This window comes from uncultured Roseovarius sp. (assembly GCF_947259555.1).
In the GTDB taxonomy this organism is placed as follows: Bacteria; Pseudomonadota; Alphaproteobacteria; order Rhodobacterales; family Rhodobacteraceae; genus Roseovarius.
Map to the genome: position 1 here is coordinate 14,313 of NZ_CAMYMD010000001.1, position 15,906 is coordinate 30,218.

Below are 15,906 nucleotides of genomic sequence, written 5' to 3' on the forward strand. Positions count from 1 at the left end.
CGTAAGAGTAGGCACGATTCGAAGCCCTCGTAAACAGCAATTCGAATCACGATGTTCGGCCAGAGGGCACCTTGAGCGGATGATTTTAATCCCGATTGATTCTGTTTGGATTCAGTGTCTTGCAATGCGGCGTTGCAGCATCGAACGGGCCGATGTGGACAATTTGACCATCCGGGGTCTGGTCGGGTGTCATGCCGGTCCAAAATGTCCGCCTGTGTTTCAAAGTGGACCGTTGCACACAAAAAGGGCTTTGCGCGGTCAGGAAACTGGACCAATCTGGTGTCAACGCAGCAAGGGGATGGCACGACGCGTGACCCATAGCCACGAAAAAGAGGTGACGATGCCGGTGGGGATCGTGATCCGAAAGTCGCCCGGTGTGACCCGGTGGGCGGCGTGGTCTTGGCGGGCTGTGGCGCTCTTGCCCGGGGCCGGTCCTGCCGAGTGGCGCGAATTGCGCCGCGAGGGCGAGGCGGTGGAGTACCATGCCGCGACCGTGCAGGTCGAATTGCACCACACCCAGACAGAAGCGTATCTGCAAGGCCTTTCGGCCAAGGTTCCCGCCGTTTACGTGGTGATGCGCAACGGGGCGGCGGCGCATCGTGACGGCGCGCCGCTCGATGTGGTGCTGGCCACCGCGTCACCGTTTGAGGCGCAGGATTATGCCGATACCGGCGAAGAGATCGTCGAGAAGGTGCCGATGCCTGAAGGTCTGGTGGCGTGGGTGCGTGATTTTGTCGAGGCGCATCATCAGGACGAGGAATTCAAGAAACGCCGCCGCGACAAGCGGACGATCGGCGATGCGCAGGATGGCATCGGCGATCCGCGCATTCCGCAGATGAGCGACGTGTATCGCGCGCCGGTGATGGCGCGCAAAGGGAGGCTGCATTGAGCCGGGGCGGCGATTTCTGGTCGCGCCGCAAGGCGCAGGTCGAGGCGGAGGCCGAGGCACAGGCCCGCGCGACGGAGGCCGAGGCGCGCGCCGTGCAGGACGCGGAGCAGGCAGAGAAAAGCGATGCCGAGCTGTGCGAAGAACTGGGCCTGCCCGATCCCGATACCTTGCAGCCCGGTGACGATTTTCGCGCCTTCATGGCAAAAGCGGTGCCGGACCGGTTGCGCCGCCGGGCGCTGCGGCGTCTGTGGCTGAGCAACCCGGCGCTCGCCAATCTCGACGGGCTGCTCGATTATGGCGAGGATTTCACCGACAGCGCCACCGTGATCGAGAACATGCAGACCGCCTATCAGGTCGGCAAGGGCATGACCGCTCATGTCGAGGAAATGGCGCGGCAGGCCGAGGCCGAGGCGCAGGCGACGGAGGAGCCCGAGGCGGAAGACATTCCGGCAGAGGCCGAAGACGAAACCCCGCAGGTCGCGGAGGCCGAGGCGCCGCAGGAGATGGCAGAGCCCTACGCCTGGGCCGAAAGTCCCGAGGCCGAGGAAGCCGCACCGCCGCGCCGCCGCATGCGGTTCGAATTTGATGACACTGCCGGAACATCGGCATGACCCAGCACGAGGCCCTTATGCAAGACCAGACCGCCACGCCGGAGATCACCGAAGAGGACGCGCTGCGCGCCGATCTCTATGATTTCCTCGCCGCCCTTCTGGCGCGCCCGCCGGGGCAGGACCTGCTCGACAAGACCGCCGCGCTGAGCGGCGATCAGAGCGACATGGGGCAGGCCATCGCGGCGCTGGCCCGCGTTGCGCGGGTCAGTAAGCCCGGGGCGGTCGAGAGCGAGTTCAACGCGCTTTTCATCGGGCTGGGCCGGGGCGAGCTTTTGCCCTATGCCAGCTACTACCTGACCGGCTTTCTCAACGAAAAGCCGCTCGCCGGTCTGCGCCGGGACATGGCCGCGCGCGGCATGACGCGGGCCGAGAATGTCTATGAGCCCGAGGACAATATCGCGTCCTGCATGGAGATGATGGCAGGGCTGATCCGGGGCCGGTTCGGCAAACCGGCGACGCTGGCCGAGCAACAGGTGTTCTTTGCCAAGCATGTCGGCCCATGGGCCGGGCATTTTTTCAGCGATTTGGAGGCCGCGCGCAATTCGGTTCTCTATGCCTCGGTCGGCGCTGTCGGCCGGGTGTTTATGGAGATCGAGGCGCAGGGCTTTCGGATGAGCGCGGGCTGATCCCGCGCCTTAACCGGTGGGCAGCCGCCTGCCATAACCAGAGGAGGGGAACCTTCATGACCCGGAAACCCGAGGATGGCAGCAGCCGCCGCGATTTCCTCAAAATGGCCGCCACCGGCGCGCCCGCTGTCGCGGTCGCAAGCGTGGTGACCACGGGCAAGGCCGAAGCCGCCGAGCCCGACCTGACATCCGACAAGATGCAGGACACCGCGCATACCCGCGCGTATTTTGACAGCGCCCGGTTCTAAGTTCCGGACGCCGTCCCACACCGCTGACGACTGGTTGCGTGACGCCCGACTGTCAGGGGAAACCGCAGTACCCAGCCTGAATTCAGGCCCAGGGAGGAGAGAGAAACATGCTTAGGAAAAAGACCAACGGGGTTGCGCGACGCCCCCAGCGGACCAGTATCCTGTCTGAGGTCGCCGATGCATCGGTCGACCGCCGCGCGTTCCTGCGCGGCAGCGGTCTGGCCATCGGTGGCCTGGCTGCCATCGGGGCCATGGGTGGCACCGTCACCCGCGCGAATGCCCAAAGCGCCGCCGTCGAGGCGGTGCAAACCGTGAAATCCGTCTGCACCCATTGCTCGGTCGGCTGTACGGTCGTGGCCGAGGTGCAAAACGGCGTCTGGACGGGTCAGGAGCCCGGCTGGGACAGCCCCTTCAACTTGGGCGCGCATTGCGCCAAGGGCGCGTCGGTGCGCGAGCACGCGCATGGCGAACGCCGCCTCAAGTACCCGATGAAGAAAGAGGGCGGAGAGTGGAAGCGCATCAGCTGGGAACAGGCGATCGACGAGATCGGCGACGGCATGATGAAGATCCGCGAAGAGAGCGGCCCGGATTCGGTTTATTGGCTGGGCAGCGCCAAGCACAATAACGAGCAGGCCTATCTCTTCCGCAAGTTCGCCGCCTATTGGGGCACCAACAACGTGGACCATCAGGCGCGGATCTGTCACTCGACGACCGTGGCCGGCGTTGCGAATACATGGGGCTACGGCGCCATGACCAACAGCTACAACGACATCCACAATTCCAAGGCGATCTTCATCATCGGTGGCAACCCCGCAGAGGCGCATCCCGTCTCGCTCCTGCATGTGCTGAAGGCCAAGGAAGAGAACAACGCCCCCCTCATCGTCTGCGACCCGCGCTTTACCCGCACGGCCGCGCATGCCGATGAATATGTGCGCTTCCGTCCCGGCTCGGACGTGGCGCTCGTCTGGGGCATCCTGTGGCACATCTTCGAGAACGGCTGGGAGGACAAGGAGTTCATCCGCACACGTGTCTGGGGCATGGATCAGATCAAGGACGAGGTCGCCAAGTGGACGCCCGAAGAGGTGGAGCGGGTGACCGGTGCGCCAGGCAGCCAGCTGCGCCGCGTGGCGCGCACGCTCGCCAACAGCCGTCCCGGCACCGTGATCTGGTGCATGGGTGGCACGCAGCACACCAACGGCAACAACAACACCCGCGCCTACTGCATCCTGCAACTGGCGCTCGGCAACATGGGCACCGCCGGTGGCGGCACCAACATCTTCCGCGGCCATGACAACGTGCAGGGCGCGACGGACCTTGGCGTTCTCAGCCACACCCTGCCGGGCTATTACGGCCTTGCAAAAGGGTCCTGGGCCCATTGGGGCCGGGTCTGGGGCGAGGATATGGAGTGGCTCGACGCCCAGTTCGCCACGATCAAGGGCAAGGATGGCAAGGACCAGTCGCTCCAGCAATTGAGCGGCATCCCGGTCAGCCGCTGGATCGACGGCGTGCTTGAAGACCCCGACAACATGGACAACCCCAACAAGGTGCGGGCCATGGTGCTCTGGGGGCATGCGCCCAACAGCCAGACGCGCGGCAAGGAAATGAAGACCGCGATGGAGCAGCTCGACATGCTGGTCGTGGTCGATCCTTATCCGACCGTCTCTGCGGTCATGCATGATCGCACCGATGGCGTCTATCTGCTGCCGGCCTGCACCCAGTTCGAGACGCGCGGCTCTGTCACCGCCTCGAACCGCTCGCTCCAGTGGCGGGACCGCGTGGTCGAGCCTCTGTTCGAGAGCAAGCCGGACGAGGTCATCATGGCCAAGTTCGCCAACAAGTTCGGCTGGGCTGATCGGTTCTTCCGCAATATCGAGATGGACGACGCCGAGACGCCGAATGTCGAGAGCATCACCCGCGAGTTCAATCGCGGCATGTGGACGATCGGCTATACCGGGCAGAGCCCTGAGCGGATGAAGCTGCACATGGCCAATCAGCATACCTTTGACCGCACCACGCTGCGCGCGGTCGGCGGGCCTGCGGATGGCGAGACCTACGGTCTGCCTTGGCCCTGCTGGGGCACGCCTGAAATGGGGCACCCGGGCACGCATATCCTCTATGATATGTCCAAGCCGGTCTCCGAGGGTGGTCTGACCTTCCGCGCGCGTTTCGGCGTCGAGCGGGATGGCGACAACCTGCTGGCCGAAGGCGTCTACTCGGTGGGCTCCGATATCCAGGACGGGTATCCGGAATTCACCATGCAGATGCTGATGGATCTGGGTTGGGACAGCGAGCTGACCGACGAGGAACGCAGTGCGATCGACGCGGTCGCGGGCGCAGGCACCAACTGGAAAACCGACCTCTCGGGCGGCATCCAGCGGGTGGCGATTGACCATGAATGCGCCCCGTTCGGTAATGCCAAGGCGCGTGCCGTGGTCTGGACCTTCCCCGACCCGGTGCCGATCCACCGCGAGCCGCTCTATACCAACCGGCGCGATCTGGTGGCGGATTATCCGACCTACGAGGACCGGCACGCCTATCGCCTGCCGACCATGTATGCCTCGATCCAGAAGAACGACTTCTCGAAGGATTACCCGATCATCCTCACCTCCGGCCGTCTGGTCGAATACGAGGGTGGCGGCGACGAGACGCGTTCGAACCCGTGGCTTGCGGAATTGCAGCAGGACATGTTCGTCGAGATCAACCCGCATGATGCCAACGATATCGGCGTGCGGGACGGATCGCAGGTCTGGGTCGAAGGGCCCGAGGGCGGAAAGGTCAAGGTCATGGCGATGGTGACCGAACGTGTGGGGCGTGGCGTGGCCTTCATGCCGTTCCACTTCGGTGGTCATTTCGAGGGGCGCGACCTGCGGGAGAACTATCCCGACGGGGCCGATCCATACGTTCTGGGCGAAGCTACGAACACCGCCCAGACCTATGGCTACGACTCGGTCACGCAAATGCAGGAGACCAAGGCCACTCTCTGCAAAATCGTTGCAGCATAAGGAGATACTGATATGGCAAGAGCAAAGTTTCTGTGCGACGCCGAACGCTGCATCGAATGCAACGCCTGCGTCACGGCCTGCAAGAACGAGCACGAGGTGCCGTGGGGGATCAACCGCCGCAAGGTGGTGACGATCAACGACGGCAAGCCGGGTGAGCGCTCGATCTCGGTCGCGTGCATGCACTGTTCGGACGCGCCCTGCATGGCCGTCTGTCCGGTGGATTGCTTCTACCAGGACGAGGAAGGCGTGGTTCTGCACTCCAAGGACCTGTGCATCGGGTGCGGCTATTGCTTCTACGCGTGCCCGTTCGGTGCGCCGCAATTCCCGCAGGCGGGCAACTTCGGCAGCCGTGGCAAGATGGACAAGTGCACCTTCTGCAAGGGCGGCCCGGAAGAGAACCACAGCCAGGCCGAGTTCCAGAAGTACGGGCGCAACCGGATCGCCGAGGGCAAGCTGCCCATCTGCGCCGAGATGTGTTCGACCAAGGCGCTTTTGGCCGGTGATGGCGATGTCGTTTCGAGCATCTACCGCGAACGCGTCGTGGCGCGCGGCTTTGGCTCGGGCGCCTGGGGCTGGGGTTCGGCCTACGGCCAGCAAAGCGGCGGCTAATTCCGTCACGGACCGGCCGGGCACTGTCCCGGCCGGGGGCCGATGCCGGGTGCTCCACGGGGGCCCGGCATCGGAAACTTTAAAAGTTTCCGATCCGATTTCCTTGAAGGAAATCGGAGCCTTATACAATGATCGAGGATATGATGCGCGCTTTACTCAGCATGGCTCTATGTCTCCTGCTCGCCCTGCCCGCTGCGGCACAGGACACGCCCGCCCCGTCCGGCCCAGACCGCTCGGCCACCGGCGGAGCGCAGACGCTTGAAGATATTCTCGCCCGTCAGCGCGGTGAGCCGGTCGATGACAGCTTTCGCCGCAATGCCACGGGCGGCGATGATGCCGCGGGCATGGCCGGGCAGTTGGGGTCGCTTGGTGGGGCGTCCGATTCCGAGGTCTGGCGCGCTTTGCGTTATGGTCTTGATGACGTCAAGGTGTCGTCGGGCGGGCCCGAGGCGCGCGTGCTCATTCAGGATGGCGGCATGTCCTGGCTGGCGTTTCGCCAAGGACCGCTCGCCACTTATGGGGCTTATCTCCTGGGCGGCACGATTGCGCTGCTGGCGCTCTTTCTCCTGATCCGGGGCCGTATTCGCATCGACGGTGAAAAGACCGGCCGCACGGTCACCCGGTTTCAGGCCGTCGAGCGGTTTGGCCATTGGCTGATGGCGGGCTCGTTCGTGGTGCTGGCGATCACCGGGCTTGTGGTGCTTTTCGGTCGGATGGTGGTTATCCCGCTTCTGGGGCATGAGGCGTTCTCGACCATCGCCGTGGGGTCGAAATGGGTGCATAACAACATTTCCTGGGCCTTCATGCTGGGCCTCGTGATGGTGTTCTTCATGTGGGTTCTGCACAACATTCCCAACCGAACCGACCTGAAATGGCTCGCTGTCGGCGGGGGCATCTTCACCAAGGGCGTGCATCCGCCCGCCAAGAAATTCAACGCCGGGCAGAAGATGATCTTCTGGGCGACCATCGTGTTTGGGGCGTCGATCTCGGCCTCGGGCCTGTCGCTGCTGTTCCCGTTCGAGTTGCCGATGTTCGCCAAGACCTTCGCCATTCTCAACGACACCGGCCTGCCGCAGGCCGTGGGTTTCGGTGTACTGCCCGAGATGCTTGCCCCGCATGAGGAAATGCAGCTGGCGACGCTGTGGCATTCGATCATGGCATTTGTGCTGACGGCGATCATCCTCGCGCATATCTATATCGGCTCTGTCGGGATGGAGGGCGCGTTCGATGCCATGGGCTCTGGCGAGGTCGAGGAACAATGGGCACGTGAGCACCACGGTTTGTGGCTCGAGGAGTTGCAGGAGAAGGGCCACGCGCCCGACCCCGGCCCAAATCGCACCAAGGCCGGCACGCCCGCGGAATAGCCATGCGCGCGCTGGTGCTCGGTCTCTGGCTCATGGGGCTGGCGGGGGTCTCCCCGCTGGCGGCGCAGGAGTTCACCACGCTCAAGGGGCATGGCGGGCCTGTGATGGGGCTGAGCGTCTTGCCGGGCAGCGGTCAGGTGGTGTCCGCCAGTTTCGACAATTCGGTGGGCCTCTGGCAGGGCCGCGCGCCGCGCTGGTTCGAGGGGCACGCGGCGGCGGTCGTGACGGTGGAGCCTTTGGACGAAGATCGCGTCGTCAGCGGTGGCGATGATTTCACGGTCATTGTCTGGGATCGGACTACCGGCGAAGGCCAGCGACTTGAGGGGCATCAGGGCAAGATCGCCGCACTCGATGTCTCGCCCGATGGCGCGTGGATCGCCTCGGCCAGTTGGGACGGCTCCATCGGCCTCTGGCCGGTGGCAGGGGGCGAGGCGTGGTTTCTCAAGGGGCATGATGCGGCGGTCACCGACGTGGCGTTCAGTGAGGATGGCCGCCTGCTCTATTCCTCTTCCGCCGATGGCACCCTGCGCGAATGGCAGTGGCGCGAGGCGGGCGCGCCGCCGCGCGAATTGCTCAATCAGGGTTTTGGCATCAACCGCATCGTGCTGGGGCCGGGGGATACGTGGCTGGCCTATGGCGCGGTCGATGGTGCGACGCGGGTCGTGGACCCGGCAACGGGGCGCGAGATTGCCGATTTCACGCTCGACCGCCGCCCGGTCCTGTCGCTCGCGTATCACGCAGAGACAGCGCAATTGGCGGCCGGCGACGGGCACGGCTATATCATGGTGATCGACACCGAAGACTGGAACATCGCACGGGATTTCCAGGCGATGGCGCGCGGCCCGGTCTGGGCGCTCGAATTCTCGCCCGATGGTGGGATGATCTACGCCGGTGGCCTGAGCGAGGTGATCTATGGCTGGCCGGTGGACCTGCTGGACGACTATGACCCGGCGGGTGCTGTTGAGCACAGCTTTCTGCGTCCGGCGGACGAGATGGAAAACGGCGAGCGGCAATTCATGCGCAAATGCTCGATCTGCCACGCGCTGACGCCGCCGCCCTCGCGCAAGGCGGGGCCGACATTGCACGGGATCTTCGGACGTCGCGCCGGAACGTTGCCCGGCTATGCCTATTCCGACACGCTGGACGGTGCCGATATCGTCTGGAGTGAACAGACCATAGACGCGCTGTTCGACCTTGGGCCGGATCACTACATCCCCGGCTCCAAGATGCCGATGCAACGGATCACGGCCCCCGACGACCGGCAGGATATGATAGACTACCTGCGCCGGGCCACTGCAACAGAAGGGAACTGAGAGATGAAAGTGATGATTGTGGCCTTCGTGGCCTGCGGGATTATCACCGCCGCCGCACCCACGGTGCTGCACGAGTTGGGCTACACTTCCGAGGCCAAGCGCGCGGGCGATGCTGTCCGGTTGGGTGACCCGGCTGAATGACGGCCAGGCCCGCGCCCGACGAGACCCGCGATGACTATGGTGAGAACCTGTCGCGCGCCGCCGTGCTCATCATCGACGATGAGCCGGGGATGCGGAATTTTCTGATCAAGACGCTTGGGGCCCGGTGCAAACGGGTGGAACAGGCGCGCTCTTGCGGTGAGGCGAGTGAAATCCTCGATCAGGTGCATTTTGATCTTCTGATCCTTGATAATATCATGCCCGACAAGACCGGGCTTGATTGGCTCAGCGAGCAGCGTCGGGTCGGGCTTTTTGCCGATACGATCCTGATCACGGCCTATGCCGATCTGGATACGGCCATTCAGGCGCTGCGCGCAGGCGTCACCGATTTCGTGCTCAAACCGTTTCGCGCCAACCAGATCCTGAATGCCGTGGCGCGGGCGCTGGACCGGAAATATCTGGCGCGGGAAAATTACCTGCTACGTCACGAATTGTCCGAGGGTGGGCAGGCCGCGCGCGGGCGGCTTCTGGGTAATTCTCCGGCCATACAGGCGGTGCGCGACATGTTGGCCAAGCTCGCCCCGATGCCGACCTCGGTCCTGTTCACGGGGGCGAGCGGCAGCGGCAAGGAGATCGCGGCACGGACGTTGCACGGGCTGTCAAGCCGGGCTGAAAAGCCGTTTGTCGCGGTCAATTGTGCCGCCATTTCCGAGGACCGGATTGCCGAAGAGCTGTTTGGCGTCGTTGAGGGCGGGCGTGCGCGCAAGGACGGGCTGTTGATGCATGCCGATGGTGGCACGCTGCTGCTCGATGAGGTCGCGCAATTGCCAGAGCACGTGCAAGCCGCGTTGTTGAGGGTGCTGGAGGACAAACGGATCAGACCGCTTGGATCGGAGCGCGAGATCCCTCTTAATCTGCGGTTCCTGTTCGCCACTAATGCCGATCTGCAGGAGGCCGTGCGCGCGGGCCGCTTCAGGGCTGACCTTTATCACCGGATCAATATCGTGAATGTCGAGATGCCCGGGCTTAGCGAGCGCAACGAAGATATTGTCGAGCTTGCGGCGTTGTTCATGAGCGAGTTTTCCCGTGCCCTCGGCATGCCCGCGCTGGAATTGAACGAAGAGGTTCTGCTCAAACTCAGCCGCTACGACTGGCCCGGCAATGTGCGCGAGTTGCGCAATCTGATTGAGCGGTCCGTCATTCTGGGGGCTTTTCCCGAGGAATTCGAGGGCACGGGGCGGGTGACGGGCCAGCCTGCGATCGAGACGCTTGAATTGGTTGAACAGCGGCACATCATGGCGGTGCTTGATGCCTGTGGTGGCAACCGGGCAGAGGCGGCGCGCAGACTTGGTGTCGCGCGCAAGACGGTGGATCGCAAATGCGCGGCCTGGGGGATATGATAGGGGCGAGGTTGGCCCGGAGCGGACCTATGATCGAAGCAGTCGCGCGGAAACGAGGGCGAAGCCCGCCACGGCGATCTGGCTAGCATAAAGTGCCCCAGAACCGGTGTTGGATCGCCACCACGCGCGTCGGCCATGCGCGGCTGACCCAAGGGGCAGCGACAGGCCAATCCGCCTTTGCTCAGTTCTCTTGAGCGGGCAGCCACACGGTAAATTCAGCGCCACCTTCATCGCGGTTGCGGACGGTTATCAAACCGCCCGCCTGACGAATGAGCGTCTGGCTGACCGACAGGCCGAGCCCTGTGCCCTCGCCTTGTTTGGTCGTGTAGAACGGATCGAACACCGCGCTCAGCTTTTCCGGCGCAATGCCCGGCCCGCTATCGGCCACAATGAGAGCGGCGCCTGCGCGGCCAGAGTGCTGCGCGGGGCGGGTGGCAATGACGAGCTGGCCGCGTTTCTGCACCGCCTGCACGGCATTGGTGAGCAGATTGATGATCACCTGCTGCAATTCGCCGGGATTGATGCGCACCGGGGGCGTATCCGGGGCGGTATCGATCGTGACTTGTAATTCGGCCTTCGAAATCACGTGATCGACCAGCACAAGGCAGTCTTTCAGGACTGTCGCGATGTCGACATCTTCTTCGAACGTGCCGAAATCCGAGGGCCGGGCGAATTGCAGCAGTTTCGAGACGATGGCGCTGATCCGCCCGACCTGCCGGTCGATCAGCTCGATCTCGGTCATGACAGGTGCTGCGCGCGGCCCGAGCGTATGGCGGATCACGTCGAGATTGCCCTGGATCACCGCCGCCGGATTGTTGATCTCATGTGCAACACCTGCCGTGATCTCGCCGATGGAGGCGAGTTTTTCGGACATCACCAATTGCTGATAGGTGCTTTCGAGCTTGGCGTTGGCCTCGCGCAATTCTGCCGTGCGCTCTTCGACACGGGTGTTCAGGGCGTCGTTCCATGCACGCAGGGCGCGGTCGCGTTCCTGCACCTGATCGAGCAGGCTGTCGAGATGGGCCGCCACGGTGCCGATCTCGTCACGCGCCGCCACCGGCCCGATGCGCGCATCGAGATGGCCGGCCTCGACCCGTTCCATGGTCTGCGTCATCCGTTCGAGCGGCGCGAAGATGGTGCGCGCCAGTCGCAGGAATAGCGGAGAGCTGACCCCAAGCACCAACAGGAAGGCGGCCAGCACGAGCAGATATGCGTTGCGTTTTGCAGCATCGAACGGCGCCTGGAGAAATCCGACATAGAGCATGCCCACCCTCTCGCCGAAACTGTCGATGAGAGGTTGATAGGCCGAGATGTACCAGTCGTTGACCACAAAGGCGCTGTCCAGCCAGGTGCGGCCCTCGTCCAGCACCGCGCCGCGTACCGCCGCCGACACACGTGTGCCAAGGGCGCGCTCGCCTTCGAAGAGGCGCACATTGGTCGAGATGCGCACATCTTCGAGAAACAGCGTTGCGGTGCCCTGCCGGTCACCGGGCGCACCGGTGTCCTGATAGACAAGCGCGTTGATCGTGTCGATGAAATCCAGATTCCGGTTGAGCAGGATGCCTCCGACCAGAACGCCCTCGCGGCCCGGTGTGGCCAGAGGTGTCGCGGTGTGCACGACCATGCCACGATCCTCGGTATCGCGATGGGTGGGGACTGCCGCGCGGGTGGAGACCAGTGGCAGGCGCGCGCGCTCTGCCAGATCCGCGCCGGTGCCGGGCAGCCCGCTCAGATCACTATGCGAGAAAATATCAATCTCGGTGGCCGGGCGGCCCTGCGCGGCGACCCCGATCACCGGCCACTCGGCGCCCCGGGCGCGCGCCGCCTGCATGGGCAGGTAGTAAAGAAAATCGAGGCCGAGCGTGCGGCGGCTCTTGTCCAGGAAATCGGGCAAATCCTCGGGGGTGTCCTGGGCCATCTCGCTCAGCTTTTGCGAGCGGGCGAGGCTTGTGACATCCGAGCCGGTGGTCGAGAGAATGCGTTGCAGATACTGATCGGCAATCCGCAGGTCGCTCTCGACATTGGTGATCAGCAGGCTGTCATAATTGGCGGACCAGCGGTTGATCGCCACCAGCAGAAGCAGCGGCATCAACACCACGAGCGGCAGCAGGGCAAGGATCAGCAGTCGCAGCCGGACGGATGTCATGAAAATGTCGGGTCCCGTGATACGAGCCCGACATTAGGACATTCAATGGTCCTGTGCAATTCGGCGCGACGGGGCTGAGCCGCCGCGCGCGCAATCAATCCCAGCCGACCGTGTTGAAGATCGTCTGCGCCGCTGCGGCGTGCTCTTTGAAGGACGATGTCGGCGTCGTGCTGTCGGGAATGAAGATTCCCATCTTGGCCAGCGCGTCGTTCATCGGCACCCCTGCGAGGACCGGATATTCGTTGTTGGCATTGGCGAATTGCGCCTGTGCCGTTTCGCTGGCGAGGAACTCGAGCAGCGTATGCGCCTCGTCCTTGTTGGGGGCATTGGCCGCGATGCCCGCTGCGACGAGGTTGACATGCGCGCCACGGCCGCCCTGGTTGGGCCAGACCCAGCCGATGCCGTCGATCCCGCTGGTCAGACCGTCGACCTCGCCCGACAGTCCGCGTGCGAAGTAATAGGTATTGGCGACCGCGATATCGCATTCCCCGGACACGATGCCGCGCAGCTGATCGGTGTCACCGCCCTGAGGCGCACGGGCCATGTTGTCGACGATGCCTTGCGCCCAGTCCTCGGTCGCCTCGGCGCCGTGCACCTCGATCATCGAGGCGACGAGCGATTGGTTGTAGATATTTGTGGAGGACCGGATGCAGACCTGACCCTCGTATTGCGGATCGGCCAGATCTTCATACGTCCGGGGCGGATTGTCGACACGGTCCTTGGAATAGAAGATGATCCGCGAGCGCTGCGACAGGCCGGTCCAGAGATTGTCGGGATGGCGCAGATGCGGCGGCACGTTGGCCTCGATCAGATCGGACGAGAACGGCTGCAAGAGCCCGGCATCCTCGGCGCGGGCGATCCGGCCCACATCGACGGTCATGAACACATCCGCCGGGCTGTTGGCGCCTTCGGCTTCCATGCGCGCGATCAGCTCGTCGGCCTTGGCCTCGATGCGGTTGATGGTGATGCCGGTCTCTTCGGTAAAGGCCGCGTAGAGCGCAGCGTCAGAGTCGTAGTGACGGCTGGAATAAAGGTTGACCTCCTGGGCCAGTGCCGGTGCGGCCATTGCCACGAGGGCGGTCACGCTCAGTGCGGCTTTGATCGGGTGCATCCTGTGTCCTTTCGAGTATCCGAGTGAATTTCTCGGATATGGGTCGTATTTCTGACTGAAAGAGTCAATAGAGTTTTCTGACTGTTTCAGTCAGATGCCTTGGCGTTAACGCCTGACACCGCCCACGAGCGCGGTCGCCGCAAAGATCAACGCCGCGACGCAGACGATGGTTGGCCCGGTCGGGGTGTCGAGGCGGAACGACAGGTACAACCCCCCGAGTGCCGCGGCGGCGGCTAGAAGGGTTGCCGTGACCGCCATGCGTTCCGGCGTCGTGGCGAGCGGGCGCGCAGCGGCGGCGGGGACAATCAGCATCGCGGCGATAAGCAGGACGCCGACAACCTTGATCGCCACCGCGACGACGACAGCCAGCGCGAGTGTGAGCACCAGTTGCTCGCGCCTTGGGTCGATCCCGGCCGAGTAGGCCAGATCGGGGCTGAGCGTCGAGGTGAGAAGCGCCTGCCAACGCCATGTGAGCAACCCCAGAACCAGCGCGGCACCGCCCCAGATCACCGCCAGATCGCTACGGCTCACAGCCAGGATATCGCCGAAAAGATAGGCCATCAGGTCGATGCGCACCCCCGACAGGAGCGATACGGCAACAAGGCCGAAGGCCAGCGCGGAATGCGCCAGAACGCCAAGCAACGTGTCCATGGCAAACCCGCGTCCCGACAGGGTTGAGACGGTGGTGGCCATGATCAGCGACATCGCGAGCGCGCCTGCAAAGACCGACATGGAAAAGGCCAGCGCGATTGCCACGCCGAGCATCGCGGCATGCGCCGTTGCATCGCCGAAATAGGCCATGCGGCGCCAGACCACAAAGCTGCCCAAAGGTGCGGCGGCGACAGCCACGCCAAGCCCCGCAAGCGCCGCGCGGACGAGAAAATCATCCAGGATCATTCAGCGGCCTCGTGGCTATGGGGATGGTCGTGCCCGTCGTGATCGTGCCCATGGTCGTGGTCATGCCGATAGAGGGCGAGCGCGCCTTGCGTGCCGGTGCCAAAGATGGCGCGATATTCTTCGGCTTGGGCCACCACCTCGGGCCGACCTTCGCAACAGACATGGCCATTCAGGCAGATCACACGGTCACTGGCGCTCATCACCACGTGTAGCTCGTGGCTGACCATCAGGACGGCACAGCCCATCTCCTGTCGGACCTCCTCGATCCGGCGGTAAAAGGCGGCGGAGCCGGGTTGATCGAGACCTTGCGTCGCCTCATCGAGAATCAGCAGGTCGGGTTTCTCCAGAAGGGCGCGTGCGAGCAGTACTCTCTGAAACTGCCCCCCCGAGAGATCGGCCATCTGACGATCGGGCAAATCGGGCAGCCCCGCCTGTTCGAGCGCGGCACGCAGATCCGCCGCCGGGTGGCGGCGCGGCAGGCCAAGAAAGCGTGTGACGGTCAGCGGCAGGGTCGGGTCGATATGCAGTTTTTGCGGGACATAGCCGATCCGCAGCCCCGGCGCGCGGATGATCCGGCCACCTGTTGGACGCAGCGCGCCTATGATCGCGCGCAAGAGGGTCGATTTGCCGGATCCGTTGGGTCCGACAATGGTGACGATCTCGCCGCGCTCCAGCGACATGTTGACATCGTGCAGAACGGTCGAGCGGCCAAACCCGATAGTCAGGCCGCGGGTCTCGATCAGGGGCATGGCAATGCGCCTTTGCGGCATTGTGGGCACAGGCCGATCGCCTCGACCACCGCCTGTTCGATGAAAAACCCGGTTTCGGATGCGACCCGGCCCAACATGCCCTTGGAGGGTTCGGCATGGGCCTCGGCGACGGCATCGCAGCTGCGGCAAATGAGGAAGGCGGGGGTATGCGTTTCGCCCGGATGGGTGCACGCGATGAAGGCATTGAGCCGCTCAACCTTGTGCGCGAACCGGTGGCTGACGAGGAAATCCAGGGCGCGGTAGGCGACGGGGGGCTGCGATCCCAGACCTTCGTCGCGCAGCACGTCGAGGATTTCATAAGCGCCCATGGCGCGATGCTCGCTCAGCAAGATTTCCAGAACGCGGCGGCGCACTGCGGTGAATTGCAGCTTGTGCGCGGCGCAATGCGCCTCAACCGCCGAGAGCGCACCCTTGACGCAGTTTTTATGGTCATGCTGTTCGAATCCGATCGTATCCATGCCGGGTCTCCGCTTCGGCTGATTTCGGGGTTAATATGTTATAGAATTACAATTATCAAGCTCCGTGTTCTGTGATGATATCACATAGAAGGGAGATGTTGATGTTGATCTGATACATTGCAACGCCGAGCATCAGTATTTCGAAACCCGTTTCGTTATCGCCGCCGCAGGGGCCACCGCCCTCGGGGATGCCGCAGATCCCGGCCCCGCGCTCTATTCGGAGGTGCCGCATCGCATGACACGCGCGCTGATCGAGTGTCTTGGCTCGCAGGGCTGAAACCGGATCCGAGCCTGCCGAAAACGCAGCGTAAAACTTGCGCCGCCTCTCAATCCCGCACATTCTGTCGCGCAACGGAGACCCGC

At 63.7% G+C, this 15,906-nt stretch carries 16 protein-coding genes; 10 read left to right on the forward strand and 6 right to left on the reverse strand.

Going from position 1 to position 15,906, the window contains the following annotated elements; all coding sequences use genetic code 11:
- Positions 1-298 precede the first annotated feature (298 nt).
- The 10 genes from Q0X85_RS00085 (at position 299) to Q0X85_RS00130 (ending at position 10,161) form a co-directional block, all read left to right on the forward strand.
- A complete protein-coding gene (locus Q0X85_RS00085; RefSeq protein ID WP_297767349.1) occupies positions 299-889 on the forward strand; it encodes a DUF3305 domain-containing protein in 591 nt (196 codons plus the stop codon).
- On the forward strand, positions 886-1,500 hold the full coding sequence (locus Q0X85_RS00090) for a DUF3306 domain-containing protein (RefSeq protein WP_297767350.1): 615 nt from the start codon (positions 886-888) through the stop codon (positions 1,498-1,500). Before Q0X85_RS00085 ends, Q0X85_RS00090 begins: the two co-directional genes overlap by 4 nt.
- On the forward strand, positions 1,497-2,126 hold the full coding sequence (locus tag Q0X85_RS00095; protein WP_297767352.1) for a molecular chaperone TorD family protein: 630 nt from the start codon (positions 1,497-1,499) through the stop codon (positions 2,124-2,126). The genes Q0X85_RS00090 and Q0X85_RS00095 overlap by 4 nt, the downstream gene beginning before the upstream one ends.
- 56 nt (positions 2,127-2,182) lie before the next feature.
- A complete protein-coding gene (locus Q0X85_RS00100) occupies positions 2,183-2,374 on the forward strand; it encodes a ubiquinol-cytochrome c reductase iron-sulfur subunit N-terminal domain-containing protein (protein ID WP_297767354.1) in 192 nt (63 codons plus the stop codon).
- A 107-nt stretch (positions 2,375-2,481) separates the two neighbouring features.
- A complete protein-coding gene (locus tag Q0X85_RS00105) occupies positions 2,482-5,376 on the forward strand; it encodes a formate dehydrogenase subunit alpha (RefSeq protein ID WP_297767356.1) in 2,895 nt (964 codons plus the stop codon).
- Between the two features lie 12 nt (positions 5,377-5,388).
- The gene (gene fdh3B, locus Q0X85_RS00110; RefSeq protein ID WP_050664169.1) at positions 5,389-5,985 is read left to right on the forward strand and encodes a formate dehydrogenase FDH3 subunit beta; all 597 of its coding nucleotides are present in this window, start codon (positions 5,389-5,391) and stop codon (positions 5,983-5,985) included.
- 140 nt (positions 5,986-6,125) lie between these two features.
- Entirely contained in the window at positions 6,126-7,349 is a 1,224-nt protein-coding gene (locus Q0X85_RS00115) for a formate dehydrogenase subunit gamma (RefSeq protein ID WP_297767466.1), read from the forward strand.
- Positions 7,350-7,351: 2 nt separating this feature from the next.
- Complete coding sequence (locus tag Q0X85_RS00120; RefSeq protein WP_297767361.1) at positions 7,352-8,662, forward strand: c-type cytochrome; 1,311 nt, start codon at positions 7,352-7,354, stop codon at positions 8,660-8,662.
- Between the two features lie 3 nt (positions 8,663-8,665).
- Entirely contained in the window at positions 8,666-8,803 is a 138-nt protein-coding gene (locus Q0X85_RS00125) for a hypothetical protein (protein ID WP_297767364.1), read from the forward strand.
- Positions 8,800-10,161, forward strand: a complete 1,362-nt coding sequence (locus tag Q0X85_RS00130) for a sigma-54 dependent transcriptional regulator (RefSeq protein WP_297767365.1) — start codon at positions 8,800-8,802, stop codon at positions 10,159-10,161. The genes Q0X85_RS00125 and Q0X85_RS00130 overlap by 4 nt, the downstream gene beginning before the upstream one ends.
- A 181-nt stretch (positions 10,162-10,342) precedes the next feature.
- On the opposite strand, the gene Q0X85_RS00135 is transcribed toward Q0X85_RS00130, so the two are convergent.
- The 6 genes from Q0X85_RS00135 to Q0X85_RS00160 all read right to left on the reverse strand — a co-directional run bounded on the left by Q0X85_RS00135 (position 10,343) and on the right by Q0X85_RS00160 (position 15,883).
- Positions 10,343-12,307, reverse strand: coding sequence for a cache domain-containing protein (locus tag Q0X85_RS00135; protein ID WP_297767368.1), 1,965 nt, complete (start codon positions 12,305-12,307; stop codon positions 10,343-10,345).
- A 94-nt stretch (positions 12,308-12,401) separates the two neighbouring features.
- A complete protein-coding gene (locus Q0X85_RS00140) occupies positions 12,402-13,418 on the reverse strand; it encodes an extracellular solute-binding protein (protein ID WP_297767371.1) in 1,017 nt (338 codons plus the stop codon).
- 105 nt (positions 13,419-13,523) lie between these two features.
- Complete coding sequence (locus Q0X85_RS00145; RefSeq protein ID WP_297767374.1) at positions 13,524-14,315, reverse strand: metal ABC transporter permease; 792 nt, start codon at positions 14,313-14,315, stop codon at positions 13,524-13,526.
- Entirely contained in the window at positions 14,312-15,064 is a 753-nt protein-coding gene (locus tag Q0X85_RS00150; protein ID WP_297767376.1) for a metal ABC transporter ATP-binding protein, read from the reverse strand. Before Q0X85_RS00150 ends, Q0X85_RS00145 begins: the two co-directional genes overlap by 4 nt.
- On the reverse strand, positions 15,055-15,543 hold the full coding sequence (locus tag Q0X85_RS00155) for a transcriptional repressor (RefSeq protein ID WP_297767379.1): 489 nt from the start codon (positions 15,541-15,543) through the stop codon (positions 15,055-15,057). Before Q0X85_RS00155 ends, Q0X85_RS00150 begins: the two co-directional genes overlap by 10 nt.
- Positions 15,544-15,598: 55 nt before the next feature.
- Positions 15,599-15,883, reverse strand: a complete 285-nt coding sequence (locus tag Q0X85_RS00160; protein WP_297767382.1) for a hypothetical protein — start codon at positions 15,881-15,883, stop codon at positions 15,599-15,601.
- Positions 15,884-15,906: the final 23 nt, after the last annotated feature.